Source organism: Streptomyces sp. DSM 40750 (assembly GCF_024612035.1).
GTDB lineage: Bacteria > Actinomycetota > Actinomycetes > Streptomycetales > Streptomycetaceae > Streptomyces.
Map to the genome: position 1 here is coordinate 3074299 of NZ_CP102513.1, position 26124 is coordinate 3100422.

The window sequence follows — 26124 nt, forward strand, 5'->3', positions numbered from 1 at the left end:
CTACTTCGGGCTGTCGTCCTCCCCGATGTGATGCACCCGCACCATGTTCGTGAAGCCCGCGACCCCCGGCGGTGAGCCCGCCGTGATGACCACGACGTCGCCCTTCTTGCAGCGGCCGTACTTCAACAACAGCTCATCCACCTGGTCGACCATCGCGTCCGTCGAGTCCACGCGCGGCCCCAGGAAGGTCTCCACGCCCCACGTCAGGCTCAGCTGCGAGCGCGTCGCCGGGTCGGGGGTGAAGGCGAGCAGCGGGATCGGTGAGCGGTAGCGGGAGAGGCGGCGGGCCGTGTCGCCGGACTGGCTGAAGGCGACCAGGAACTTGGCGTCCAGGAAGTCGCCGATCTCGGCTGCCGCGCGGGCCACCGCGCCCCCCTGGGTGCGGGGTTTGTTGTGCTCGGTGAGAGGCGGGAGGCCCTTCGCGAGCAGGTCCTCTTCCGCCGCCGCCACGATGCGGCCCATCGTGCGGACCGTCTCCACCGCGTACTTGCCGACGCTCGTCTCGCCGGAGAGCATCACCGCGTCCGTGCCGTCGAGGACGGCGTTGGCGACGTCGCTGACCTCCGCCCTCGTCGGGCGGGAGTTGTTGATCATCGAGTCGAGCATCTGCGTGGCGACGATGACCGGCTTGGCGTTGCGCTTGGCGAGTTTGACCGTGCGCTTCTGGACCAGGGGGACCTGTTCGAGGGGCATTTCCACGCCCAGGTCGCCTCGCGCGACCATGACGCCGTCGAAGGCGGCGACGATCTCCTCGATGTTGTCGACCGCCTGGGGCTTCTCGATCTTGGCGATGACGGGGAGTCGGCGGCCTTCCTCGTCCATGATCCGGTGGACGTCCTTGATGTCCCGGGCGGAGCGGACGAAGGACAGGGCGATGATGTCGAAGCCGGTGCGGAGGGCCCAGCGGAGGTCCTCCTCGTCCTTCTCGGACAGCGCCGGCACCGACACTGCGACCCCGGGGAGGTTCAGGCCCTTGTGGTCGGAGACCATCCCGCCTTCCACGACCCGGGTGTGGACGCGGGGGCCGTCGACCGCGGTGACTTCGAGTGTCACTTTGCCGTCGTCGACGAGGATGCGTTCGCCGGTGGTGACGTCGGTGGCGAGGCCGTTGTGGGTGGTGCCGCAGATGTCGCCGTTGCCTTCGACGTTCTCCTCGACGGTGATGGTGAAGGTGTCGTCGCGTTCAAGGAGTACGGGGCCTTCGGTGAAGCGGCCGAGGCGGATCTTCGGGCCTTGAAGGTCGGCGAGGGTGCCGACGCTGCGGCCGGTCTCGTCGGCGGCCTTGCGGACGTGCTGGTAGCGCTCGTCGTGTTCGGCGTGGCCGCCGTGGCTGAGGTTGAAGCGGGCGATGTCCATGCCGGCCTCGACCAGTGCCTTGATCTGGTCGTACGAGTCGGTGGCGGGCCCGAGGGTGCAGACGATCTTTGCTCGGCGCATGTTTCGAGCCTATGGCTTACCGGCCGGTAGCGATTTGGTGGGGCCTGACTACTCAACGACCTTTGGGTGAACGGTATTTGACAAGTGGTCACAAGGGTTGAAGTGTGCGCCGGGGCGCTCGGATGAGCTGGCGGGAGCACCCCGGCGGTTGGTCAGAGTCGTGGCGGCTGCATGGTGAAGCGGGCGTTGACCTGTGCGTAGACGTGTTGGCGTTGGGGTTCGAGGTCGAGGGGGGCGGCGTCGGTGTCCTCGGCGCCCTTGGCTCTGGCGGAGCGCATGGGGCCGCGGGGGGCTGCCGGGCCGAAGGACTGGGGGGTGGCCTCCGCGCCGATGTCGGCGAGTTCGACCAGGGCCGCGAGTGTGGTGTCGAGGGCGTCGGCGTATTCGCGTGCGCGCTGTACGGCTTCCTTGACGGCCTTCTGCCGGGCTTGTCTGTGGGCGGGTGAGTTGGGGCGGAGGGACCACCAGGGGCCGTCGACGCTCGTCAGGTCCAGGTCGGCCAGGCGTGTGGTGAGTTCGCCCAGTGCGGTGAAGTCGGTCAGCTCGGCGGTGATGTGGACGCGGCCGTGGTAGGCGTGGATCCTCTCTCCTCTGCCTTTCTCCTTGAGTTCGGGGGTGATGGAGAGGGTGCCGGTCTCCAGCCGTTCGACCGCTTCGCCGTAGGTCTTGATGAGGTCGAGGACGGTGGTGTTGCGGCGGGTGAGGTCGTCGAGGGCGGCGCGCCGGTCCTTGCCGCGGGCGAGGACGGTGACTCGGATGCGGGCTGTTTCGGGGTCGACTTCGAGGCGGGCTTCGCCGCGGACGGCGATGCGGGGCGCGTCGGGGGTGCCGTAGGGGACGGCGGCGGGTTGGGCTTCCTCTGAGCTGGTGGCCATACGTCCCACTCTGTCACCGGTGGCCGGGCTGGGGTGGGGGTCGGTCATCAGATCGAAACCTGCTGGGTCTGTTGCTGTTGGGAATGTACGGGTCAGAATCTACGCGCGTTGTCGCGCGTGTTCCCTTGTCGCGTCGCGCTTGTCGTGCCCTGTTGTCTACGCGCGTTGAGATTCGTTTCCCGAGGAGTGCCCCGATATGCCCTTGAACCGCCGGAAGTTTCTGAAGAAGTCGGCCGTGACCGGTGCGGGAGTGGCCGTCGCCGGTACGGCGATGGCTCCGAACGCGCAGGCGGCCGCGGTGACGGGTGACGGGAAGAAGGCCCCGAAGCGGTACGGGTTCACCGTGATGGGGACGACGGACCTGCACGGCAATGTCTTCAACTGGGACTACTTCACGGACAAGGAGTTCGACGACAGGGCGCACAACGACGTCGGTCTCGCGAAGATCTCGACTCTGGTGAACCGGATCCGTAAGGAGAAGGGGCGCCACAACACGCTGCTCATCGACGCCGGTGACACCATCCAGGGCACGCAGTTGTCGTACTACTACGCGAAGGTGGACCCGATCACCGCCAAGGGTGGTCCGGTGCACCCGATGGCGCAGGCGATGAACGCGATCGACTATGACGCGGCGGCCCTGGGCAACCACGAGTTCAACTACGGCATTCCGGTGCTGCGGAAGTTCCAGGAGCAGTGTCGTTTCCCGCTGCTGGGTGCGAACGCGCTGGACGCGAAGACGCTGCGGCCGGCGTTCCCGCCGTACAGCATGCACCGGCTGCGGACGCCGCACGGGCGTGATGTGAAGGTGGCGGTGCTGGGGCTCACGAACCCGGGTATCGCGATCTGGGACAAGGCGAACGTGCAGGGGAAGATGACGTTCCCGGGGCTGGAGGAGCAGGCGGCGAAGTGGGTGCCGAAGCTGCGCTCCATGGGGGCGGACGTCGTCATCGTGTCGGCGCACAGTGGTTCCTCCGGCACCTCTTCGTACGGTGACCAGTTGCCGTACATCGAGAACGCGGCGGGGCTGGTGGCCGAGCAGGTGCCGGGGATCGACGCGATTCTGGTGGGGCACGCGCACACGGAGATCCCGGAGTACTTCGTCACCAACAAGGAGACGGGCAAGCAGGTCGTGCTGTCGGAGCCGCTGAAGTGGGGGCAGCGGCTGACGCTGTTCGACTTCGAGCTGGTGTGGAGCAAGGGCTGCTGGAAGGTCGAGAAGGTCGCCGCGCAGGTTCTCAACTCCAACACGGTGGAGGAGGACCCGGAGATCGTGACGATGCTGGGTGACGAGCACGAGAAGGTCGTGGCTTATGTCAACCAGATCATCGGTACGAACGCGGCCGAGATGACGTCGGTGGAGGCGCCGTACAAGGATGTGGCGATCATCGATCTGATCAACCGCATCCAGGCGGACACGGTGAAGCAGGCGCTGGCGTCGACGGAGTACGCGTCACTGCCGGTGCTGTCGCAGGCCGCGGCGTTCTCGCGGAGTGCGGTGATCCCGGCGGGGAACGTGACCATCCGGGATGTGGCCGGTCTGTACGTCTTCGAGAACACACTGGAGGCGCGGCTGATGACGGGTGCGCAGATGAAGGCGTACCTGGAGTACTCGGCGAACTACTTCGTGCAGACGGCGGCGGACGCGGAGGTCGATCCGGCGAAGCTGACGAACGCGAACGGTACGCCGGACTACAACTATGACGCGGTGAGCGGTCTGACGTACGAGATCGACATCGCCAGGCCGGCGGGGTCGCGGATCGCGAACGTGCTGTTCGAGGGTGCGCCGTTGGCGGACGACAAGCAGTTCGTGTTCGCGGTGAACAACTACCGGGCCAACGGCGGTGGCAACTTCCCCTATGTCGCCGCCGCCCAGCTGCTGTGGTCGAACTCGGACGAGATCCGTAACACGATGATCGCCTGGGTGAAGGCGAAGGGGGCGATCGATCCGGCGGAGTTCGCGTCGGTGGACTGGAAGCTGACGCGGAACGGTACGCCGGTCTTCTAGTCCGTCACAGGGCCAGCAGGCTCAGGTCGACGGCGTCGGCGATGGCTTTCGCGCCGGCGTCGTTGACGTGGAGGCCGTCGCCGCTGTTGTAGTCGTCGCGGATCCGGGTGGGTTGGCCGGGGTCCGCGACGGCGGCGGCGATGTCGATGACGGCGTCGAAGGGGTGGCTGTCGCCGAGGAACCAGGTGTTGACCTCGGCGCGTGCGGTCTGGCCCTCTTCGGTGTCGTAGCCGGGGTAGACGGTGCCGGCGTAGGGGCCGAGGGTGGAGCCGATGACGGTGAGGCCGGCGGCGTGGAGGCGGTCGGCGAGGGCGGTCAGTGCCGTGATCAGGTCGGCGGCCGTGGGCAGTTTGGCCGGTTCGGGGAAGGCGATGGCGCCGGGCAGGCCGAGGTCGTTGAGGCCGGCGTGGATGATGACGTGGCTGGCGCCGGGTATGTCGAGGGCGTCGTGTTGGACGCGGGAGAGCAGGTGGGCGCCGATCTCGTCGGTGAGGAGTCGGTTGCCGGAGATGCCGGTGGCGACGATCCAGCCGCTGGTGAGGCGGCGGTCGAGCTGGGCGGGGAAGCTGCCGCCGGTGCCGGGGGTGGTGGCCATGCCCTCGATCCAGGAGTCTCCGAAGGCGACGGCGATGCGGGTGTCCTCGGGGGCGAGGACGTCGATGCCGGTGAGGAAGTGCCCGGTGATGAGTTCGTCTGATTCGTCGAGGGATTCGGCGGTGAGCTGGTCGCCGGGGACGGCGTGGCCGACGTCGTAGGGGATCGCGGAGTGTGTGGTGAGGCCGGTGTCGCCGGGGAGGTAGAGGCTGAGGGCCAGTTCCTCGCCGGCGGTGAGGGTGCCTTCGACGGGGTCGCTGATGATTTCTTCGCCGGCCGGGACGGTGACGGTTTCGGCGCCGGCGAAGAGGAGGGTGACGTCCGTGGTGGGGTCGATGGTGCTGCCTTCGGTGCGGCGGGCGAGGTGGGCGCCGCCGATGTCCAGCGGGGTCCTGCCGTAGCGGTTGCTGAGGCGGACGCGTAGGGCCTCGCCGCCGCCGGCGGGGCGCACGGTCTGGCGTACGGTCTGGTCGGTGAAGCCTCGGACTTCGAAGAGTTTGAAGGCTTCGTACGGGTCGATCGTGGCGGAGCGGTGAGCGGCGATCCAGGCCTTGCCTGCGCGGGTGCTGTTCATGCCCGAAAGGTAGGCAGCTTTCTTGCAGCCGTCATCACTCCTGCCCTACTTCTTTGCGCTTCGATTACCTTGCGTCGGCGAGGGGCGTCAGCGGAGTGAGGGTCTTCTCCTGCCGCGCGGGCGGAATCTGGGGCCGGGGTTCGAAGCCGAAGGTGGTGAAGGCCGTGCGGCCCGGGAGTGGGTAGGGCTTCTTGCCGGTGAGGGTGTTGAGGATGGTGGCGCTGCGCCAGGCGGCGAGACCCAGGTCGGGGGCGCCGACGCCGTGGGTGTGCAGTTCGGCGTTCTGGACGTAGACGTGACAGCCGGCGGCGGTGACCGACGGGTCGAGGATCATCCGGTACTTCTCGTCGACGCGGGGCCGCTCACGGCTGTCGCGCCGCATGTAGGGGTCGAGGCCGGCGAGGACGCGGTCCAGGGGGCGCTCGCGGTAGCCGGTGGCGAGGACGACGGCGTCGGTGGTGAGGCGGGAGCGAGTGCCCTGCTCGATGTGTTCGAGGTGGAGTTCGACCTTGGTGGTGGCGAGCCGGCCGGCCGTGCGGACGTTGACGCCGGGGGTGAGGACCGCGTCGGGCCAGCCGCCGTCGAGGGTGCGGCGGTACAGCTCGTCGTGGATCGCGGCGATCGTGTCGGCGCCGATGCCCTTGTGGAGCTGCCACTGGGCGGCGACCAGCCGGTCCCGGGTGGGTTCGGCGAGGGCGTGGAAGTAGCGGGTGTAGTCCGGTGTGAAGTGCTCAAGGCCCAGCTTGGAGTACTCCATGGGCGCGAACGCCTCCGTACGGCCCAGCCAGTGCAGCCGCTCCCGCCCGGTGGGCCGGTGCCGCAGCAGATCGAGGAAGACCTCCGCGCCCGACTGCCCGGCGCCGATGACGGTGACATGTCCGGCCGTCAGCAGACGGTCGCGCTCGCCGAGGTAGTCCGCGGCGTGGATGACGGGCACGCCGGCCGCCTCGACAAGCGGTTTGAGGGGCTCGGGCACATACGGTTCGGTGCCGACCCCGAGAACGATGTTCCGCGCGTAGGTACGTCCGAGTGCCTCGACCTCTCCGTCGCCGTCGAGTTCGCTGACGTCGACCTCGAACAGGTCCCGTTCGGGGTTCCAGCGCACCGAGTCGACCTGATGCCCGAACCGCAGCCCGGGCAGGCTCTCGGCGACCCAGCGGCAGTAGGCGTCGTACTCGGCGCGCTGGATGTGGAACCGCTCGGCGAAGTAGAACGGGAAGAGCCGGTCGCGGGCTCTGAGGTAGTTCAGGAACGACCAGGGGCTGACCGGGTCGGCGAGCGTCACCAGGTCCGCCAGGAACGGCACTTGGACTGTGGCGCCCTCGATGAGCAGCCCCGGGTGCCAGTCGAATCCGGGGCGCTGCTCGTAGAACACGGCGTCGAGTTCGGTGAGGGGGTGGGCGAGGGCGGCGAGGGAGAGGTTGGCGGGGCCGATGCCGACGCCGACGAGGTCGCGGGGGGCTTCGGGTTCGTGGCTCGGGGGCGGGTCGGCGGGGGTGTTCGGGGGTGTCGGGGACGTGCTCATGCAGGGGTGATTCCTTCTGAAGGTTCGGGGAGTTCTGGGAGTTCGGGGAGTTCCGCGAGGCCTGACGGTTCCACGAGCTCTACGAGTTTCAGCAGGGCGGCGAGGTCGCCCGCCCGGGCGTGGGGATTGAGCAGGGTGACCTTGAGCCACAGGCGGCCGTCGAGTACGGCGCGGCCTATGACGGCCCGGCCGTCGTGCAGCAGGTGGCGGCGTACGGCGGCCACGGTGTCGTCGGACGCCTCGGCGGGCCGGAACAGGACCGTGCTGATCGTGGGCCGGTCGTAGAGCTCGAAGCCGGGGTGTGCCTCGATGGTCGAGGCGAACTCCTGGGCGAGTTCGCAGACTTGGTCGACGAGCGCGCCGAGTCCGCCGCGGCCCAGGGTCTTGAGGGTCACGGCGATCTTGAGGATGTCGGGCCGTCGGGTCGTCCGCAGTGACCGGCCGAGCAGGTCGGGCAGGCCGGCCTCGGTGTCGTCGTCCGCGTTGAGGTAGTCGGCCTGCTGCCCCAGTACGGCGAGGTCCGCCGCGTCGCGTACGGCGAGGAGTCCGGCGGCGACCGGCTGCCAGCCGAGTTTGTGCAGGTCCAGGGTGACGGTGTGGGCGAGGGCGAGACCGTCGAGCCGGTCCCGGTGCCGGTCGCTGAAGAGGAGACCGCCGCCGTAGGCCGCGTCGATGTGCAGCCGGGCGCCGTGGGCCTGGCAGAGGGTCGCGATCCGGGGCAGCGGATCGATGAGACCGGCGTCGGTGGTGCCGGCGGTGGCGGCGACGAGGAGGGGCCCTTGGAGGTGGGCGAGGGCGGCGTCCAGGGCGGCGGGGTCCAGGGTGCCGGCCGGGGTGGGGATCGTGACGGGCTCGGGGAGGCCGAGGAGCCAGGCGGCACGGAGGAGGGAATGGTGGGCGTTGGCCCCGCAGACCAGCCGTACTCCGGCGTGCGCCTCCCGGGCCAGCAGGACGGCGAGTTGGTTGGACTCGGTGCCGCCGGTCGTGACCAGGGCGTCGGCGGCACCGATTTCCTCGGCCAGCGCCCGGGTGACCAGCGCTTCGAGCGCGGAGGCCGCCGGCGCCTGGTCCCAGGAGTCGAGCGACGGGTTCAGCACGGAGGCGGCGAGGTCGGCGGCGGCGGCCACGGCCAGGGGCGGGGTGTGGAGGTGGGCCGCGCACAGGGGGTCGGCGGGGTCGGCGGTGCCTGCCGCGAGGGCGCGGACCAGCCGGCCCAGGGCCTGCGGGTCGCCTTCGGCGGGCAGTGGCTCGCCGAGCGCGTCCCGCACCAGGTCGGCGACCGCCTCCGGGCCACCGGCGGGGAGGGGTCCACCCCGCGCGTCGGCCCCCTCCCGCAACGCGACGAGCACCGAGTCGAGCAAGGGCCGGAGCGCGCCGGGACCTTGGGGTCCTGAGGCGAGGGGCGGGGTGGGCATGGGTTCCTCCGGGGCGCGGGGAATCCCATCTTGTACGCCAATTGGGTGCTGGGCCCGAAAAAGTCGTTAATTACAACCAAAAGAGGGTAGGAGAGGGCGCCCTAAGGGCGTGGGGCTGTGTCAGTGTGCCGCTCCGCCGCGTGGGCGATCAGCCACACACCACCGTGAGCCTGCCGACGGCCCCACGCCCCATGGCGCGCCCCCGTTGGACGCCTACACCGCCCTCACCTTCAACGCCCGCCCCAAATCGTCCAGTTGATCCACCAGCTTCCGCCGCAGCGCGGGAATCGGCTCGTCGTCCCGGAGACACCGCTCCCCCAGTCCCAGCGTCTCGGAGTCCACCGCGTACACCGGGAACGCCCACCGCCCGGCGGCCTCCGCCATGGCCGGCCCTCGCCGGGCGGCCAGCGCCACCGCGTCGGCCCAGTACCGCTGGACGTACTCCCCGAGGACATCCGCCTGTTCCGGCTGCCAGAACCCCTGGGCCGTGGCGGTGAACAGGTAGTTGGAGAGGTCGTCGGAGGCGAACATCGCCTCCCAGGCGGCGCGCTTGGCGTCGGGGTCGGGCAGCGCGGCCCGGCAGCGGGCGGCGCCCTCCTGGCCGGTGGCGCTCGGGTCCCGCTCCAGTTCTTCGGCGATCGCGTCGGCGTCGACCGCGCCGAGGACGGCGAGGCGGCTGAGGACTCGCCAGCGCAGTTCGGGGTCGAGTTCGGGCCCACCCGGAACCGTGCCGTCGGCGAGCCACGCGGCGATGGTCTCGGGGTGTGCGGCGACGTCGATGAAGTGGCGTACGGCGGTGAGGCGCAGGCCGGGGTTGTCGCCGTCCTCGGTGCGGCGGATGAGGTCGCGGCACAGGGAGCTGAGGGTGGACAGGCCGGCGGGGCGCTGCTCGGGGGCGAGGAAGCGGTCGGCGACCTGGGTGGCGGCGAAGGTGAGGACGCCCTGGACGACGGCGAGGTCGGTCTCGCGGGGGAGGTGGGCGCGGGCGGCGTCCAGGTAGGCGGCGGGCGGGAGTTCGGCGTCGCGTACGGCGTCGCGCAGGGCGTTCCAGACGACGGCGCGGGTGAGCGGGTCGGGGAGGCCGGAGAGGTGGCCGGTGACGGCGGTGAAGGAGTCGGGGTCGAAGCGGACCTTGGCGTAGGTGAGGTCGCCGTCGTTGAGGAGGAGCAGTGCGGGCCGCTTGCCGATGGGCCGGTCGGCGGTCTGGGGGATGTCGAGTTCGATGCGGTCGCGGAGGGTGAGGTGGCCCTGGTCGTCGCCGAGGTCCTGGTCGTAGATGCCGACGGCGATGTGGTGGGGGCGGCTGCCGGTGTGGTCGACGGTGAGGGTGTAGGTGCCGTCGGTGCCGCGGGTGACCTTGGGGGTGAGGGCGTCGACGCCGGTGGTGCGCAGCCAGGCGTCGGCCCAGGCGTGGACGTCGCGTTCGGTGGCGCCGGCGAGGTTGTCGATGAAGTCGGCGAGGGTGGCGTTGCCGAAGCGGTGGCGGGTGAAGTGGGCGTTGATGCCGGCGAGGAAGTCCTTCTCGCCGAGCCAGGCGACGAGTTGGCGCAGGGCGGAGGCGCCCTTGGCGTAGGAGATGCCGTCGAAGTTGAGGAGGGCGGCGGCGGTGTCGTCGACGGCTTCGGGGGCGACGGGGTGGGTGGAGGGGCGCTGGTCGGCGTCGTAGCCCCAGGCCTTGCGGGCGATGCCGAAGTCGACCCAGGTGTCGGTGAAGCGGGTGGCTTCGGTGAGGGTCTGGTAGCCCATGTACTCGGCGAAGGACTCGTTCAGCCAGATGTCGTCCCACCACCTGAGGGTGACGAGGTCGCCGAACCACATGTGGGCCATCTCGTGGGCGATGACCATGGCGCGGGTCTGGCGTTCGGTGTCGGTGACGGCGGAGCGGTAGACGAACTCGTCGCGGAAGGTGACGAGTCCGGGGTTCTCCATGGCGCCCGCGTTGAACTCGGGGACGAAGGCCTGGTCGTAGGAGTCGAAGGGGTACGGCTCCTCGAACTTCTCGTGGTAGCGGTCGAAGCAGGCGCGGGTGACGTCGAGGATCTCGTCGGCGTCGTTGTCCAGGTAGGGGGCGAGGGAGCGGCGGCAGTGGATGCCGAAGGGCAGGCCGCGGTGTTCGGTGCGGACCGAGTGCCAGGGGCCGGCGGCGACGGCGACGAGGTAGGTGGAGATCAGGGGGGTGGTGGCGGCGCGCCAAGTGCCGTCGTCCTGCTGTTCGGTGATGCCGTTGGCGAGGACGGTCCAGGCCTCGGGGGCGGTGACGGTGAGGTCGAAGACGGCCTTGAGGTCGGGTTGGTCGAAGGCGGCGAAGACGCGCTGCACGTCCTCCATGAAGAGCTGGGTGTAGACGTAGGTCTCGCCGTCGGTGGGGTCGGTGAAGCGGTGCATGCCCTCGCCGGTGCGGGAGTAGCGCATGGCGGCGTCGACGCGCAGTTCGTGCTTGCCCGCGGTGAGGCCCTTGAGGAGGAGGCGGTTCCCGTCGAGGATTCCCGGGTCGAGGGGCTCGCCGTCGAGGGTGACGGAGCGCAGTTCGGCGGGCTTGAGCTCGACGAAGGTGTCCGCGGCCTTTTTCTTCCCCCGTACGGTGAAGTGGATGACGGTACGGGAGTCGAAGGTCTCGGCGCCGCGCGTGAGGTCGAGTGCGATCTCGTAGCGGTGGACGTCGAGGAGCCGGGCACGGGCTTGCGCTTCGTCGCGCGTCAGTACGGACATGAGGGACATGCTGCCTGATGCCTTTGGCACGGGACAGGGGCGGGCCTGGTCTGCGGTTTATGTCCGGTCCTTCGCGCCGTCGGCCTGCGCGGGTACGCGCCGGGCGTGGGGGTGTTCCGCTCGATCGTGGTCCTTGTGGTCCTTGTGGTCCTCGCGGCCCTCGTGGTCCTTGAGGCGGACGCGCAGGTCGCGGACCTCGCGTTCCAGGGCGAGGGAGCGTGCGTGGGCGTCGTACAGGTAACGGACCTTGGTGCGCAGGGCCCAGGGATCGATGGGTTTCATGACGAGGTCGGCCACACCGAGGTGGAAGGCGGCGGAGGTGAGTTCGGCGTCGGGGCCGAAGCCGGTGAGGAGGATGACGGGGATGTGCTGGGTCTGTTCGACGCCGCGCATGTAGCGGACGACGTCGAGGCCGCTGACGCCGGGCATGCGGACGTCGAGGAGGAGCAGGCCGACCTGGCCGCGGAGGACTTCCTTGAGGGCCGCGTCGCCGCCGGTGGCGCGGGTCAGCCGATAGCCCAGGGGGGCCAGGGCGCTCTCCAGGGCGTACAGCGTGTCCTCATGGTCGTCGACGATGAGGATCCTGGCTTCCGACAGCATGGCCGATGCCTCCTCGCTCGGGCCGTCGGCTCGTGTTCGGCGGCCTGGGCCCGAGTTTCTCACTGCTTGTAGCCGTGCCCTGACAAGGAGTGCTCCCGCAGATGTCCGTAGGGGGACTCGATGTCACTCCCCTGCGTCTGCCGCCGTGCTTGCTGTGCCTGCTGTGCCTGCCGTGCCTGCCGTGCCGTTCAGGGTGTCGTCCGCGATGCGCTCGTGGTGCCGGATGACCTCGGCGATGATGAAGTTCAGCAGCTTCTCCGCGAACGCCGGGTCCAGCTTGGCACTTTCGGCGAGCCCGCGCAGCCGGTTGATCTGTTGCGCCTCACGGGTCGGGTCGGCGGCGGGCAGTTGGTGCGCGGCCTTGAGGTGGCCGACCCGCTGGGTGCACTTGAAGCGCTCGGCGAGCATGTGGACGACGGCGGCGTCGATGTTGTCGATGCTGTCCCGCAGCCGCGTGAGCTCCGCCCGTACGTCCGCGTCGACCGCGCCGGAGTGCGCCTCGTTGGTGTTGCTGGTGGTCATGGTCGTCACCCTACGTCGCAGGCGATGCGTCGCCCGCGTCGGCTTAGAGTGGAACGTATCGAGGCGTCTCAGGGGGTGCGGACGTGGCGAACGGCGGACCTGTCGAGCACGGCTACCCGCATCTGGACACCGTGCGGGCGGCGATCACCGCGCTGTACAAACGGCTCTCGTACGACACGATCCAGGCCTTCGCCACCAGTGTGGCCCCCGTCGACGTGGCGTTCTGCGACACCGACGATCTGCATCTCGGCGCCCAGCGGGTGGCCCGTGAGCTGGTGCGGCACTATCGGCTGCCGGACGCCCGGATGATCGTCGGGTTCCGGGAGATGACCCAGGCGGCGAACGTCGAGCTGGCCGCTGGGCCCGAGTACTTCATCGAGCTCAACGACCGCTTCCGTACCCACCGCCGGGACATCGGCGCGGCCCTCGCCCACGAGGTCATGCACGTCTATCTGCACCGGCTCGGGCTGTCCTTTCCCGGTACCCGCGACAACGAGATCCTCACGGACACGGCGGCGACGTATCTGGGGGCGGGATGGCTGCTGCTGGACGCGTTCCGGGAGGATGCCGCGTCGTCGCAGAAGCTGGGGTATCTGACGCCGGAGGAGTTCGGATACGTGCTGGCGAAGCGGGCGCAGGTGTTCGGGGAGGATCCTTCGGTGTGGTTCACCAGTCCCCAGGCGTATTCCGCGTACGCGGAGGGCCGGGTGCGGGCTCGCCGGGATGAGCAGCAGCCGCCGCTGACGGCGGCGGGGTGGGCGGGGCGGCGGCGGTACGCGCGGGATCGGCGCCATGCGCAGGACCTGCGGTCGGCCGCGCCGCTGTCGGGGGTGCCGTCGGGGGTGCCGTATGCGTTCACGCCTGATGGGCGGGAGCCGCTGCGGGTGTCGTTTCCCTGTCCGACGTGTCATCAGAGGATTCGGGTGCCGGTTCGGGGACGGGTTCGGGCTCGGTGTGGGTTGTGTCGGACGGTTTTGGAGTGTGACACGTAGGTTTTGGGGCGGGGTGGGTTTTGGGGCGTGCGTGTTGTTTTGGGGCGCGGGTGGGGGTGATTGGTTCGGTGCATTGGCGGGTGCGGGTGCGTGGGGGCTGGTCGCGCAGTTCCCCGCGCCCCTGAAAAACCCGGGCGCGGGCCTGGTCAGGAGGGGAGGACGGTCGCGGCTCAGCCGGACCCGTATACCGGTCTCGGGGTCTCCGCCTCCGCCAGTAGTTTCCGTACCGTCTCCCCTGCCTCCGCCGGATCCCAGCGTGCCCCCTTGTCCGCGGTGGGGCCCGGTTGCCAGCCCTCCATGACGGTGATGCGGCCGCCCTCTGTTTCGAAGACCCGGCCGGTGACGCCCTCGCTCGCGGCGGAGCCCAGCCAGACGACCAAGGGCGACACGTTCTCCGGGGCCATCGCGTCGAAGCCGGTGCCGGGCGCGGTCATGGCCTCGGTGAAGACGCCCTCGGTCATCCTCGTGCGCGCCGCGGGGGCGATGGCGTTGACCTGGACGCCGTAGCGGGACAGTTCGGCGGCGGCGACGAGGGTGAGGCCGATGATGCCGGCCTTGGCGGCGCTGTAGTTGGCCTGGCCGAGTGAGCCGAGGAGGCCCGCGCCGCTGCTGGTGTTGATGACTCTCGCTGTGGGGGTGCGGCCGGCTTTGGTCTCGGCGCGCCAGTGGGCGGCCGCGTGCTTGAGGGGGAGGAAGTGGCCCTTGAGATGGACGCGGAGGACGGCGTCCCAGTCGTCCTCGTCGAGGTTGACGAGCATGCGGTCGCGGAGGAAGCCGGCGTTGTTGACGAGGGTGTCGAGCCGACCGTACGTGTCCAGGGCGGTGCGTACGAGGGAGGCGGCGCCGTCGGTCGTGGCGATGTCCCCGCCCTGGGCGATCGCGTCCCCTCCCCCGGCGCGGATCTCCTCGACGACCCGGGCGGCCGGGCTGTCGGGGTCCGGCGTGCCGTCGAGTCCGACGCCGAGGTCGTTGACGACCACGCGGGCGCCCTCGGCGGCGTACGCGAGCGCGTGGGCGCGACCGAGGCCGCGGCCCGCGCCGGTCACGATCACGACGCGCCCTGCGCAGAGCCGGTGTGTGCCGCTCATCGCGGATCCCCTTTCTCCTTGTCGGCGTCAGCCGTTTTGTCTTCGTCGGTGTCAGCCGTTTTCTCTTTGTGGGTGCCGGCCGTCGTCTGTTCCCTGTTTGCCGTCGCCGCGTCGAGGAAGGCGGGGTGTTCGCCGCCGCCGTGGACGAGCAGGGAGGCGCCGGTGATGTACGCCGCCGCCTCCGAGGCGAGGAAGACCGCCGCGTCGCCCACGTCGGAGGGGTCGGCGAGGCGGCCCAGGGGGACCGTGCGGGCGACGGCCGCGATGCCGTGGTCGTCGCCGTAGTGGAGGTGGGAGAGTTCCGTGCGGACCATGCCGAGGACGAGGGTGTTGACGCGTATCTCGGGGGCCCATTCCACGGCCATCGTGCGGGCCAGGTGCTCAAGGCCGGCCTTGGCCGCGCCGTACGCCGCCGAGCCGGGCGACGGGCGGCTGCCGCTCACGCTGCCGATCATCACGATCGCGCCCCTGGCCCGCCGCAGGTGTGCGTGGGCGGCGAGGGAGACGGTCAGCGGGGCCGTGAGGTTGAGTTCGATGACGCGGGCGTGGCGGCGGGCGTCGGTCGCAGTCGCGGTCGCGGTCGCGTCTTCAGTCCCGGCTCCGGTCCCAGCTCCGGTTCCGGTTCCGGTGAGTGGCCGGTACGGGGTACCTCCCGCGTTGTTGACGAGGACGTCCACGCGGGGCAGTTCGGCGAAGAAGCGGTGTACGGCGTCGGGGTCCCGTACGTCCAGGGGTGCGAACTCGGCGCCTTTGAGGGGCACTTCGGGTGGGTGGCGGGCGCAGGTCACGACCTCGGCGCCGGCTTCGATGAAGGCTCGGGCGATGCCGGCGCCGACGCCGCGTGTGCCGCCGGTGATGACGGCGAGCTTCCCGTTGAGCCGCATCCGCTGCTACCTTCCACACAAGAGATGTACCTAACAAACGTTAGGTGGAAGGTAGCTGATGCTCCGATGGGTGTCTCCACCTCGTCCCCGGAAAAGGGGATTTCCGTTGTCACGGTCGATTTCCCGCCCGTCAACGCGCTGCCGGTGCGCGGGTGGTTCGAGCTGGCCGACGCCGTGCGCGGGGCGGGCCGTGATCCCGAGGTCCGGTGTGTCGTGCTGGCGGCGGAGGGGCGCGGGTTCAACGCCGGGGTGGACATCAAGGAGATCCAGGCGGCGGGGCGGAGCGCGTTGATCGGCGCCAACCACGGTTGTGCGGAGGCCTTCGCGGCGGTGTACGAGTGCGAGGTGCCGGTTGTCGCCGCTGTGCAGGGCTTCTGTCTGGGCGGCGGGATCGGTCTCGCGGGCAACGCGGACGCGATCGTGGCGAGTGAGGACGCGTCCTTCGGGCTGCCCGAGCTGGACCGGGGCGCGCTGGGTGCGGCGACGCATCTGGCCCGGCTGGTGCCGCAGCATCTGATGCGCGCGCTGTACTACACCTCGCGCAGGGCGACCGCGGCCGAGCTGCGGGCGCACGGCTCGGTGTGGCGGGTCGTGCCGCGCGCCGAACTGGCCGTCGCCGCGCTGGAGTTGGCGCGGGAGATCGCCGCGAAGGACGGTCGGCTGCTCCGGCTGGCCAAGGCCGCCATCAACGGCATCGACCCCGTCGACGTCCGCCGCAGCTACCGCTTCGAGCAGGGCTTCACCTTCGAGGCGAACCTCAGTGGGGTGGCCGACGAGGTCCGCGACAGCTTCGGGAAGGCCGGGGAAGCCGGGAAGGCCAAGGGGAACGCCGCGAAAGAAAGGGGACCTGGGTGAGCGACAAGACGATGACCGCCGAGGAGGCCGTCTCGCGGCTGGCGAGCGGGATGACCCTCGGCATCGGCGGCTGGGGCTCGCGCCGCAAGCCGATGGCGCTGGTGAGAGCACTGCTCCGGTCCGAGATCACCGATCTCACGGTCGTCTCGTACGGCGGCCCGGACGTCGGCATGCTCGCCGCCGCCGGACGCGTCCGGAAGCTGGTCGCCGCCTTCGCCACCCTCGACTCCATCCCCCTCGAACCCCACTTCCGCGCGGCACGCGAGCGCGGTGCCTTCGAGCTGATGGAGGTCGACGAGGCGATGTTCATGTGGGGGCTGCGGGCCGCCGCGAACCGGCTGCCCTTCCTGCCGGTACGGGCCGGGATCGGCTCGGACGTGATGCGGGTCAACCCCGGCCTGCGGACCGTGACGTCGCCGTACGACGACGGGGAGACCCTCGTCGCCATGCCCGCCCTGCGCCTGGACGCCGCGTTCGTGCACGTCAACCGGGCCGACCGGCTCGGCAACGGCCAGTACCTGGGGCCGGACCCGTACTTCGACGACCTCTTCTGCGAGGCGGCCGACACTGCGTACGTCTCATGCGAGCGACTCGTCGACAATTTCGCCACGGCGGAGCTGATGAAGGAGGCCCCGCCCCAGACGCTGCTGATCAGCCGCCATGTGGTGACCGGTGTGGTCGAAGCACCGAACGGCGCGCACTTCACCTCCTGCGCCCCCGATCACGGGCGGGACGAGGCGTTCCAGAAGCACTACGCGACCACGCCCTGGGCGGAGTTCGCCGAGCGGTTCCTGGCGGGCGACGAGCACACCTATCAGGCGGCCGTGCGGGCCTGGCACAAGGAGGGCTCATGAGCGGAGCGACCCGCGCCGAGTACTGCGTGCTCGCCTGCGCCGAGGCCTGGCGCGGGGCCGGGGAGATCCTCGCCAGCCCCATGGGTCTCATCCCCTCCCTGGGCGCGCGCCTCGCCAAGCGGACCTTCTCGCCGGACCTGTTGCTGACCGACGGCGAGGCCATGCTCGTGGGTCTCGACGGGACACCGGAGGGCTGGCTGCCGTACCGCAGGCACCTCGCCCTCGCCACGGGCGGCAGGCGGCACGTGATGATGGGCGCGAGCCAGCTGGACCGCCACGGCAACCAGAACATCTCGTGCGTCGGCGACTGGGAGCGGCCCCGCAGGCAGCTGCTCGGGGTGCGCGGCGCGCCGGTCAACTCCCTGAATCACGCGACGAGTTACTGGGTGCCGAAACACTCCCGGCGGGTCTTCGTCGAGAAGGTCGACATGGTGTGCGGGATCGGCTACGACCGCGCGGCCGAGCATCCCGTGACCGCCCGCTTCCATCACCTCCCGCGTGTCGTGTCCGACCTCGGAGTCTTCGACTTCGCCACGCCCAACCACTCGATGCGGCTGGCTTCCCTGCACCCGGGTGTCACGGTCGAGCAGGTCAGGGAGGCGACCGGCTTCGAGCTCGCCGTCCCGGACGAGGTGCCGTACACCCGTGACCCCACCGCGTCGGAGCTGAGGCTGATCCGCGAGGTGATCGACCCGGAGGGCACCCGCCGACGCGAGGTCCAGGGCTGATGGACACGGCCCTCACCCGGCTGGTCGGTGTCCGCCATCCGATCGTCCAGACCGGTATGGGCTGGGTGGCCGGCCCCCGACTGGTCTCCGCCACGGCGAACGCGGGGGCGCTCGGCGTCCTGGCCTCCGCGACCATGACGCCCGACCGGCTCCGGGACGCCGTACGGGAGGTGAAGTCCCGTACGGACGGCGCGCCCTTCGGGGTGAACCTGCGGGCGGACGCGGGGGACGCGCGGGAACGGGTGCGGATCATCGTCGAGGAGGGCGTCCGGGTGGCGTCCTTCGCGCTCGCGCCGTCCAGGGAGCTGATCGCCGAGCTCAAGGACGCGGGGGTGATCGTGATCCCGTCCATCGGTGCCCGGCGGCATGCCGAGAAGGTCGCCGCGTGGGGTGCGGACGCGGTGGTCGTGCAGGGCGGTGAAGGCGGGGGGCACACCGGGGAGGTGGCGACGACCGTGCTGCTGCCGCAGGTCGTGGACGCCGTCGACATCCCCGTCGTCGCCGCCGGCGGCTTCCACGACGGGCGCGGTCTGGTCGCCGCGCTGGCGTTCGGGGCGGCCGGGGTGGCCATGGGCACACGGTTCCTGCTCACCTCGGACTCGACGGTGCCGGACGCGGTGAAGGCCCGCTATCTGGCGGCGACGGTGAAGGACGTCACCGTCACCACGGCCGTGGACGGGCTGCCGCACCGCATGCTCCGTACGGAGTTCGTCAACACCCTGGAGGCGTCCGGCCGTACGCGCGCCCTGCTGCACGCCGTACGCCACGCGGCCGGCTTCCGGCGGTTGTCCGGGCTCACCTGGCGCCGCATGGTCCGCGACGGCCTCGCGCTGCGGCACGGCAAGGACCTCACCTGGAGCCAGGTCCTGCTCGCCGCCAACACGCCCATGCTGCTCAAGTCGGCGATGGTGGACGGCCGTACGGACCTGGGGGTGCTGGCGGCCGGGCAGGTCGCCGGGGTGATCGACGACCTGCCGTCGTGCGCGGAGCTGGTGGAGCGGATCATGAAGGAGGCGGACGAAGTACGGGAGCGCCTCAGCGCCGCTCAGTGATCGTCGCGGCCACCGCCGGCCGCCCGATGACCGTCACAGCCGCTCGATGATCGTCACGTTCGCCTGCCCGCCCCCCTCGCACATGGTCTGAAGTCCGAACCGGCCCCCCGTGCGCTCCAGTTCGTGCAACAGGGTCGTCATCAGCTTGGCACCCGTCGCGCCCAGGGGATGTCCGAGGGCGATCGCGCCCCCGTTGACGTTGACCTTCTCCGGATCGGCTCCCGTCTCCTTCAGCCACGCCAGCACGACCGGCGCGAACGCCTCGTTGATCTCGACGAGGTCGATGGCGTCGAGGGAGAGGCCGGTCTTCTTCAGGGCGTACGCGGTCGCCGGTATCGGGGCGGTGAGCATACGGATGGGGTCCTCGCCGCGTACGGAGAGGTGGTGGACGCGGGCGCGCGGGGTCAGCCCGTGCTCCCGTACGGCGCGCTCGGAGGCCAGGAGCAGTGCGGCGGCGCCGTCGGAGACCTGGGAGGAGCAGGCGGCGGTGACGGTGCCGCCGTCGATGACCGGCTTCAGCGCGGCCATCTTCTCCAGGGAGGTGTCCCGGCGCGGCCCCTCGTCGTCGGTCATCTCCCCGTACGGCACGGTCTCCCGGGCGAAGCGCCCCTCGTCGACGGCCCGTACCGCCCGCTGATGGGACCGCAGCGCGTACTCCTCCTGGTCGCGGCGGCTGATGCCCCACTTCGCGGCGATCATCTCGGCGCCGGCGAACTGGTTCACCGGCCGGTCCCCGTACCGTGCCCGCCAGCCCTCGCTGCCCGCGAAGGGGCCTTCGGTGAGGCCGAGCGGTACGGCGGCCTGGCGGGAGGCGAAGGCGATGGGGACCATCGTCATGTTCTGGACGCCGCCCGCGACCACCAGGTCCTGGGTGCCGGAGAGCACGGCCTGGGCGGCGAAGTGCACGGCCTGCTGCGAGGAGCCGCACTGCCGGTCGACGGTCGTGCCCGGCACCTCCTCGGGCAGCCCGGCGGCCAGCCAGCTGGTCCGCGCGATGTCACCGGCCTGTGGTCCGACGGTGTCCAGACAGCCGAAGACGACGTCCTCCACGGCTGCCGGGTCCACGCCCGCGCGCGTGACGAGCGCCTTGAGCGCGTGGGCGCCCAGGTCGGCCGGATGGACCCCGCCGAGCCCTCCCCCGCGCCGCCCGACGGGCGTCCGGACCGCTTCGACGATGTAGGCCTCGGCCATGTCAACTCCCCTGACGTCAACGGTTATTCACGTACGGCGATCCCGTCCAGGACCATCGACAGGTACTGTCGGGCGATCTCCTCCGGGCCGAGCTGTCCGCCGGGCCGGTACCAGGACGCGGCGACCCACACGGTGTCGCGCACGAACCGGTAGGTGAGCCTCGTGTCGAGGTCGGCCCGGAACTCCTCGGCGGCGACCCCGCGCTCCAGCGTGGACAGCCACGCCTTCTCGAACCTGCGCTGCGACTGGTCGAGGAACGCGAACCGCTCCTGGAGGATCAGCTGTTTCGCTTCGCTCTGGTAGATCGCGACGGCGGCGCGGTGCCGGTCGATCGCCCGGAACGACTCGGTGACCAGGGCCTCGAAGGTTTCCCGGGGGCCCGTTTCGGCGTCCAGGACGGCGTCGTAGCCCTCCCAGAGTTCGTCGAGGAAGGTCCGCAGGATCTCCTCGAGCATCGCGTCCTTGGACTCGAAGTAGTAGTAGAGGCTGCCCGCGAGCATGCCCACGTCGTCCGCGATCCTGCGGACGGTGGTGGCGTTGTAGCCCAGCTCGGCGAAGACGTCGGCGGCCTTGTCGAGGAGTTCACGACGACGGGCGGGCGCGGCGGCGGTCACCTGGGGCTTCTTCTTGGTCGGCACGCTGTTCATTGTCCTTATGGGTGCTGGTTGCTGACGGACACGATCTCGCCCGTCATGTACGAGGAGTAGCCGGACGCCAGGAACACGATCACGTTGGCCACCTCCCACGGCTCGGCGTACCGCCCGAAGGCCTCCCGCGCGGTCAGCTCCTCCAGCAGCTCGGGCGTCGTGACCTTCACGAGGTGCGGGTGCATGGCGAGGCTCGGCGACACGGCGTTGACCCGCACCCCGTACTCCGCCGCCTCGATCGCCGCGCACCTGGTCAGGGCCATCACGCCCGCCTTCGCGGCCGCGTAGTGAGCCTGCCCGGCCTGGGCGCGCCAGCCGACGACGGAGGCGTTGTTGACGAGCACGCCGCCGTCGCCGCTCTCCCGCATCAGCCGCAGGGCGGCCCGGGTGCACCGGAAGGTGCCGTTCAGCGTCACGTCCAGCACCTTCGACCACTGTGCGTCGGTCATGTCGACGAGGTCCGAGGTGCCGCCGAGCCCCGCGTTGTTGACGACGATGTCGAGCCGTCCGTGCAGCCGGACGCCCCTGTCGAACAGCGCCCGCACCTGCTCCTCGTCGGTCACATCGCAAGGCATCGCCCCGACCGACTCGCCGCCGAACTCTCCGGCCAGTTCGGCCTCGTACTCCTTGAGCCTGCGCGCGTGCGCGTCGCTGATGAGGACGCGCGCGCCCTCCTCCAGGAAGCGTCGCGCGGTCGCCCCGCCGATGCCCGCGCCGGCCGCCGCGGTGATCACGGCCGTGCGTCCGCGGAGCAGCCCGTGTCCGGGAACGTACGCCGGAGCCTCGACGTTCTTCATGACCGCACGGTAACCTACCAAACACTTGTTAGGGAAGGCCGACCGCTCGTCGGACAGGCCGAACGCCTGCCAGGCAGAGAGGGGTGACCCGTGGACCTCGCCCATTCCCCCGCCGACGAGGCCTTCCGCGCGGAGGCGCGCGCATGGCTGCGCGGCCATGTCCCGCCCGAGCCGCTCCCCTCCCTGGAGACCGAGGAGGGCTTCGCCGCCCACCGCGCCTGGGAGGCCGAACTGTTCGCGGACCGCTGGTCGGTAGTGAACTGGCCGACCGCGTACGGCGGCCGCGACGCGGGCCTGCTGCGCTGGCTGCTCTTCGAGGAGGAGTACTACGCGGCGGGCGCCCCGGGGCGCGTCGGCCAGAACGGCATCAACCTCCTCGCCCCGACCCTCTTCGACCACGGCACGCAGGAGCAACGGGCCCGCGTGCTGCCGCCGATGGCCTCCGGTGCGGTGGTCTGGGCCCAGGCGTGGTCCGAGCCCGAGGCCGGGTCCGACCTCGCCTCGCTCACCTCCAGAGCCGTGCGCACGGACGGGGGCTGGCTGCTGAGCGGCCAGAAGACCTGGTCGTCGCGCGCCGCCTTCGCGGACCGCGCGTTCGGCCTGTTCCGCAGCGAGCCGGGCACGCCGAAACCCCACCACGGGCTGACGTATCTGATGTTCGACCTGCGCGCACCGGGCGTGACGGTCCGCCCCACAGGCCGCCTCGACGGCAAGCCGGCCTTCGCCGAACTCTTCCTCGACGACGTGTTCGTACCGGACGAGGACGTCATCGGCGAGCCCGGCCAGGGCTGGCGCATCGCGATGTCGACCGCCGGCAACGAACGCGGCCTGATGCTCCGCTCCCCCGGCCGCTTCCTGGCCTCCGCGAACCGGCTGTCCGACCTCTGGCACGCCCAGGGAAGCCCGGTGTCCGCACAGGACCGTGTGGCCGACGCGCTGATCGGCGCCCGCGCCTACCAGCTGTTCACGTACGCGGCCGCCTCCCGCTTCCTGGAGGGCACGTCGGTCGGCCCCGAGTCCAGCCTGAACAAGGTCTTCTGGTCCGAGTACGACATCGCCCTGCACGAAACGGCACTCGAACTGCTCGGCGAGGAGGGCGAGTTGGCGGACAGCGACTGGTCGGAGGGGTATGTGTTCTCCCTCGCCGGCCCTATCTACGCCGGCACCAACGAGATCCAGCGCGACATCATCGCCGAGCGCCTGCTCGGCCTGCCGAAGGGCCGCCGCTGATGCGCTTCCTCCTCGACACCGACCAGCGGGCGTTCGCCGAGTCGTTGGACGCGATGCTGACGGCCGCCGACACCCCGCCGGTCGTACGGGCCTGGGGGCGGGGCGAGCACGGGGCAGGTCGGGCGCTGTGGTCCCGTGTCGCGCGGGCGGGGGTGTTCGCGCCGGCCGTTCCGGAGGCGTACGAGGGGATGGGGCCCCTGCCCGTCGAACTGGCCGTCGCCTTCGTCGAGTTGGGGCGGCACGCGGTGCCGGGCCCGCTCGTGGAGACGGTGACGGCGGCGGTCCTCCTGGCCGGTCTGGAGGACCCGGGCCCGGCCAAGCGGCTGCTCCCGGCGCTGGTGTCCGGGGAGGCGATGGCCACGGTCGCGCCTTCGGGGTCGTACGCGTTGGACGGGGACGCGGCGACGACCCGTCTGTCGTTCGACTCGGCCACCGGCGGGCTGCGCCTCTCCCCCGGCCACGGCCCGATCCGCCGTTCCCTGGACCCCGCCCGCCGCCTGACCCCCCTCTCTCCCGGCGGCGAACTCCTCGCCACGAACCCGTCATCCGTCCCGCAGGCGCTCACCTGGGCCCGTCTCGCGGTCGCCGCCCAGGCCCTCGGCGTCGGACTGGCGCTCCTGGACAGGACGGTGGCCTACGTCAAGCAACGCACCCAGTTCGGCGTCGCCATAGGGTCGTTCCAGGCGGTGAAGCACCGGCTCGCCGATGCGAAGGTGGCCCTGGAGTTCGCGCGGCCGCTGGTCTTCGGCGCGGCGGTCACCCTGGACCCGGCGGACGTGGCCGCCGCCAAGGTGACGGCCTGCGAGGCGGCGTACGCGACCGCCCGCACCGCACTCCAGTTGCACGGCGCGATCGGCTACACGGCGGAGTACGACCTGTCGCTGTGGCTGACCAAGGCGCGTGCGCTGCGGACGGCGTGGGGCGGGCCGGCCGCATGCCGGAGCGCGGTCCTCAGTGGTGGTGGTCGCCGCTGGTGAGCTCGCGGTACTCCTCGGCCGTCGGCTTGGGGATCCGCGTCCCGGGCCCGAACATGGCGCGGGCGAGGCGGGCGCGCAGCCGGTCGACGGGTTTGACGCGGCGCCGCACGCCGCCCGCGTCGACGAGCGGCCCGATCTCGTACGGCGGGTCCTGCTCATGCTGCGTGAGGGCGAACAACCGCTCCTGGGAGAGCGGCTCGTGGACCTCGACGTACTCGCCGTGCGGAAGCCGCTTGATGATGCCGGTCTCGCGGCCGTGCAGCACCTGGTCGCGGTCCCTGCGCTGAAGCCCCAGGCAGATCCGCCGGGTGACGATGAAGGCGAGCACGGGCACCACGAAGAAGCCGATACGTACGAACCAGGTGATGGCGTTGATGGAGAGATGGAGATGGGTGGCGACGATGTCGTTGCCGCCGCCGATCAGCAGGACGCCGTACAGACTCAGCCAGGCCACGCCCAGGCCGGTGCGGACAGGTACGTTGCGGGGCCGGTCGAGGATGTGGTGCTCGCGTTTGTCGCCGGTGATCCACGCCTCGATGAAGGGATAGACGCCGATGGCCAGCATGATCAGCGGGAAGAGGGAGAAGGGGATGAAGACGCCGAGGACGAGCGTGTGTCCGAAGGCGTTGATCTCCCATCCCGGCATCACCCGGATGAGGCCCTCGGAGAAGCCGAGGTACCAGTCGGGTTGGGCGCCGGTGGTGACGAGGTCGGCGCGATAGGGCCCGAAGGCCCAGACGGGGTTGATGGTCGCGATCGCGCCCATGAAGGTGAGCACGCCGAAGACGAGGAAGAAGAAGCCGCCGGCCTTGGCCATGTAGACCGGCATGAACGGCATGCCGACCACCGACTTCTGGTCCCGTCCGGGGCCGGGGTACTGGGTGTGCTTGTGGTAGAAGACCAGGATCAGATGGGCGACGACCAGCGCCAGCATGATCCCCGGCAGCAGCAGCACATGGATCGGGAACAGCCGCGAGATGATGTCGTGCCCGGGGAACTCCCCTCCGAAGAGGAAGAAGGAGAGATACGTCCCCACGATCGGGACGGACAGGATGGCGCCCTGCGCGAAGCGGAGGCCGGTGCCGGAGAGCAGGTCGTCCGGGAGCGAGTAGCCGGTCAGGCCGGTGATGATGCCGAGGAACAACAGGGTCCAGCCGAACAGCCAGTTCATCTCGCGCGGCTTGCGGAACGCGCCCGTGAAGAACACCCGCATCATGTGGACGAGCATCCCGGCGACGAAGACGAGCGCCGCCCAGTGGTGGATCTGCCGGATCAGCAGTCCGCCGCGCACATCGAAGCTGATCTCCAGCGTGGACTCGTACGCCCTGGTCATCAGGACGCCGTTGAGCTGCTCGTATGTGCCGTGGTACTCGACCTCGACGCCGCTCGGCTCGAAGAACAGGGTCAGCCAGACGCCTGTGAGGATCAGGATGAGGAAGCTGTAGAGGCAGATCTCGCCGAGCATGAAGGACCAGTGGTCCGGGAACACCTTGCGCAGATTGGCCTTGGCGAGCCCGTACAGCCCGAGCCGTCCGTCGGCCCAGTCCGCGACCCGCTCCCCCGGGCCGGCTCCACCCCGCCGCTTCCGACCGTCCGCCGCGGCGCCCCTTTCGCCGCCGCCCTCCGTACCGACCGCTCGCCCGCCGTCCATCCGTCGCCCTCCCCTTGGCTCGCCCCAGAGTGGCACGCACACCCGGCGATGTAAATGGGGACCACTCCCTGTTTACGCCGCTCCGCTTCCACTCCTCACTCGACGAGCCCGAGCCCGCGGATGTGACATCGCGCCGATCCGCCTACGCGACGATCCCCCGGGCCCTCGCCTGCACCAGCCACTTCGGGAACTCCCCCACCAGCCGGTCGTACAACTCCCCGTCGGACACGGCCCTCGGATCCGAACCGGCGTGAAAGAACCCGGCGTTGTCCACGACCCGCTTCCCCGGCACCGCCAACTCGTCGAGCCTGCGCAGGAAGTCGAACTGCTTGCTGTCCGGATCGCCGAAGCCGATGAACTGCCAGAACAGGGGGAGGCGGGCGGCCTTGCAGACGTATCGTTCGGCGGCGAGCTTGTTGATGGGCCCGCCGTCGGTCTGGAAGACGACGAGGGCGGGAGCCGTGGCGCCGCTGTCGAGGTAGTGGTCGATGACGGCATCCATGGCCAGGTGATAGCTGGTCTTCCCCATGTGCCCGAGCCCGGCCGCGATCCGCTCGATCCGCCCCCGATGGTCGGCGAGGGCGATGTCGGTCACGGCGTCGATGTCCGTCGAGAAGAAGACGACGGGCACGCGTCCGTCGTCGTCGAGATGAGCCGACAGCCCGAGCACCCGATCGGCGAGGGCCTGCACGCTGCCGTCCTTGTAGTAGGGCTTCATGGAACCGCTGTGGTCGATGACGAGGTACACGGCGGCCCGCAACCCGTCGAGCCCGTGCTTCGTGAGGGAGACGCCGGCGGTCTTGTAGAGGTCGACGAGCGCGGGGGCGGCCTCCTCGACCTTGGTGAGGCTGATGGCGGACATGCGGGTCTCCTGGCATCGAGGCTGGGCGGGAGAACCGAGGCTATGGCACCCCACATGCCA

The 26124-nt window shown here is 70.4% G+C and carries 23 protein-coding genes; 8 read left to right on the top strand and 15 right to left on the bottom strand.

Annotation, left to right across the window (positions count from 1 at the left end; all coding sequences use genetic code 11):
• Entirely contained in the window at nucleotides 1-1437 is a 1437-nt protein-coding gene (gene pyk / locus JIX55_RS13725; RefSeq protein ID WP_257563585.1) for a pyruvate kinase, read from the bottom strand.
• 152 nt (nucleotides 1438-1589) lie between these two features.
• A complete protein-coding gene (locus JIX55_RS13730; protein WP_257563586.1) occupies nucleotides 1590-2312 on the bottom strand; it encodes an SIMPL domain-containing protein in 723 nt (240 codons plus the stop codon).
• A gap of 196 nt (nucleotides 2313-2508) precedes the next feature.
• Between JIX55_RS13730 and JIX55_RS13735 the strand changes: the two genes are divergently transcribed.
• Nucleotides 2509-4317 (top strand): 5'-nucleotidase C-terminal domain-containing protein, encoded by a 1809-nt coding sequence (locus tag JIX55_RS13735; RefSeq protein WP_257563587.1) that lies wholly within the window; start codon nucleotides 2509-2511, stop codon nucleotides 4315-4317.
• A gap of 4 nt (nucleotides 4318-4321) precedes the next feature.
• Here JIX55_RS13735 and JIX55_RS13740 read toward each other — a convergent pair whose 3' ends face one another.
• The 6 genes from JIX55_RS13740 to JIX55_RS13765 form a co-directional block, all read right to left on the bottom strand.
• Nucleotides 4322-5485, bottom strand: coding sequence for a GDSL-type esterase/lipase family protein (locus tag JIX55_RS13740; protein ID WP_257563588.1), 1164 nt, complete (start codon nucleotides 5483-5485; stop codon nucleotides 4322-4324).
• Between the two features lie 64 nt (nucleotides 5486-5549).
• On the bottom strand, nucleotides 5550-7010 hold the full coding sequence (locus tag JIX55_RS13745) for a lysine N(6)-hydroxylase/L-ornithine N(5)-oxygenase family protein (RefSeq protein WP_257563589.1): 1461 nt from the start codon (nucleotides 7008-7010) through the stop codon (nucleotides 5550-5552).
• Nucleotides 7007-8425 (bottom strand): pyridoxal phosphate-dependent decarboxylase family protein, encoded by a 1419-nt coding sequence (locus tag JIX55_RS13750; RefSeq protein WP_257563590.1) that lies wholly within the window; start codon nucleotides 8423-8425, stop codon nucleotides 7007-7009. The genes JIX55_RS13745 and JIX55_RS13750 overlap by 4 nt, the downstream gene beginning before the upstream one ends.
• A gap of 213 nt (nucleotides 8426-8638) precedes the next feature.
• The gene (gene pepN / locus JIX55_RS13755) at nucleotides 8639-11143 is read right to left on the bottom strand and encodes an aminopeptidase N (RefSeq protein ID WP_257563591.1); all 2505 of its coding nucleotides are present in this window, start codon (nucleotides 11141-11143) and stop codon (nucleotides 8639-8641) included.
• Between the two features lie 48 nt (nucleotides 11144-11191).
• The gene (locus JIX55_RS13760; protein WP_257563592.1) at nucleotides 11192-11734 is read right to left on the bottom strand and encodes a response regulator; all 543 of its coding nucleotides are present in this window, start codon (nucleotides 11732-11734) and stop codon (nucleotides 11192-11194) included.
• A gap of 123 nt (nucleotides 11735-11857) precedes the next feature.
• Entirely contained in the window at nucleotides 11858-12256 is a 399-nt protein-coding gene (locus JIX55_RS13765; protein WP_257563593.1) for a chorismate mutase, read from the bottom strand.
• A gap of 83 nt (nucleotides 12257-12339) precedes the next feature.
• Between JIX55_RS13765 and JIX55_RS13770 the strand changes: the two genes are divergently transcribed.
• Entirely contained in the window at nucleotides 12340-13248 is a 909-nt protein-coding gene (locus JIX55_RS13770) for a hypothetical protein (RefSeq protein WP_257563594.1), read from the top strand.
• 170 nt (nucleotides 13249-13418) lie between these two features.
• Here the strand turns inward: JIX55_RS13770 and JIX55_RS13775 are convergent, their stop codons facing one another.
• On the bottom strand, nucleotides 13419-14336 hold the full coding sequence (locus tag JIX55_RS13775) for an SDR family oxidoreductase (RefSeq protein WP_257563595.1): 918 nt from the start codon (nucleotides 14334-14336) through the stop codon (nucleotides 13419-13421).
• Entirely contained in the window at nucleotides 14333-15220 is an 888-nt protein-coding gene (locus JIX55_RS13780) for an SDR family oxidoreductase (protein ID WP_257563596.1), read from the bottom strand. The genes JIX55_RS13775 and JIX55_RS13780 overlap by 4 nt, the downstream gene beginning before the upstream one ends.
• A gap of 66 nt (nucleotides 15221-15286) precedes the next feature.
• Between JIX55_RS13780 and JIX55_RS13785 the strand changes: the two genes are divergently transcribed.
• The 4 genes from JIX55_RS13785 to JIX55_RS13800 are packed head-to-tail and all read left to right on the top strand — an operon-like array spanning nucleotide 15287 to nucleotide 18709.
• Nucleotides 15287-16075, top strand: a complete 789-nt coding sequence (locus tag JIX55_RS13785) for an enoyl-CoA hydratase family protein (RefSeq protein ID WP_257563597.1) — start codon at nucleotides 15287-15289, stop codon at nucleotides 16073-16075.
• Complete coding sequence (locus JIX55_RS13790) at nucleotides 16072-16929, top strand: CoA transferase subunit A (protein ID WP_257563598.1); 858 nt, start codon at nucleotides 16072-16074, stop codon at nucleotides 16927-16929. The genes JIX55_RS13785 and JIX55_RS13790 overlap by 4 nt, the downstream gene beginning before the upstream one ends.
• On the top strand, nucleotides 16926-17657 hold the full coding sequence (locus tag JIX55_RS13795) for a CoA-transferase subunit beta (protein ID WP_257563599.1): 732 nt from the start codon (nucleotides 16926-16928) through the stop codon (nucleotides 17655-17657). Before JIX55_RS13790 ends, JIX55_RS13795 begins: the two co-directional genes overlap by 4 nt.
• Nucleotides 17657-18709: an NAD(P)H-dependent flavin oxidoreductase gene (locus JIX55_RS13800; protein WP_257563600.1), complete on the top strand. Its 1053-nt coding sequence runs from the start codon at nucleotides 17657-17659 to the stop codon at nucleotides 18707-18709. Before JIX55_RS13795 ends, JIX55_RS13800 begins: the two co-directional genes overlap by 1 nt.
• A gap of 33 nt (nucleotides 18710-18742) precedes the next feature.
• Here JIX55_RS13800 and JIX55_RS13805 read toward each other — a convergent pair whose 3' ends face one another.
• Genes JIX55_RS13805 through JIX55_RS13815 form a run of 3 tightly spaced genes read right to left on the bottom strand, consistent with a single transcriptional unit; the run spans nucleotide 18743 to nucleotide 21344 of the window.
• Complete coding sequence (locus tag JIX55_RS13805; protein WP_257563601.1) at nucleotides 18743-19900, bottom strand: acetyl-CoA C-acetyltransferase; 1158 nt, start codon at nucleotides 19898-19900, stop codon at nucleotides 18743-18745.
• A gap of 23 nt (nucleotides 19901-19923) precedes the next feature.
• Nucleotides 19924-20538 (bottom strand): TetR/AcrR family transcriptional regulator, encoded by a 615-nt coding sequence (locus tag JIX55_RS13810; RefSeq protein WP_257563602.1) that lies wholly within the window; start codon nucleotides 20536-20538, stop codon nucleotides 19924-19926.
• A 14-nt stretch (nucleotides 20539-20552) separates the two neighbouring features.
• On the bottom strand, nucleotides 20553-21344 hold the full coding sequence (locus tag JIX55_RS13815) for an SDR family oxidoreductase (protein WP_257563603.1): 792 nt from the start codon (nucleotides 21342-21344) through the stop codon (nucleotides 20553-20555).
• A gap of 90 nt (nucleotides 21345-21434) precedes the next feature.
• Between JIX55_RS13815 and JIX55_RS13820 the strand changes: the two genes are divergently transcribed.
• Nucleotides 21435-22574, top strand: a complete 1140-nt coding sequence (locus JIX55_RS13820) for an acyl-CoA dehydrogenase family protein (RefSeq protein WP_257563604.1) — start codon at nucleotides 21435-21437, stop codon at nucleotides 22572-22574.
• Nucleotides 22574-23551, top strand: a complete 978-nt coding sequence (locus JIX55_RS13825; RefSeq protein ID WP_257563605.1) for an acyl-CoA dehydrogenase family protein — start codon at nucleotides 22574-22576, stop codon at nucleotides 23549-23551. Before JIX55_RS13820 ends, JIX55_RS13825 begins: the two co-directional genes overlap by 1 nt.
• Here JIX55_RS13825 and qcrB read toward each other — a convergent pair.
• Nucleotides 23526-25202 carry a cytochrome bc1 complex cytochrome b subunit gene (gene qcrB / locus JIX55_RS13830; RefSeq protein ID WP_257563606.1) on the bottom strand — a complete coding sequence of 559 codons (1677 nt, stop codon included), beginning with the start codon at nucleotides 25200-25202 and terminating at the stop codon, nucleotides 23526-23528. The two genes, JIX55_RS13825 and qcrB, sit on opposite strands and share 26 nt — an antisense overlap.
• Before the next feature lie 142 nt (nucleotides 25203-25344).
• Nucleotides 25345-26064: a vWA domain-containing protein gene (locus tag JIX55_RS13835; protein ID WP_257563607.1), complete on the bottom strand. Its 720-nt coding sequence runs from the start codon at nucleotides 26062-26064 to the stop codon at nucleotides 25345-25347.
• Nucleotides 26065-26124 lie beyond the last annotated feature (60 nt).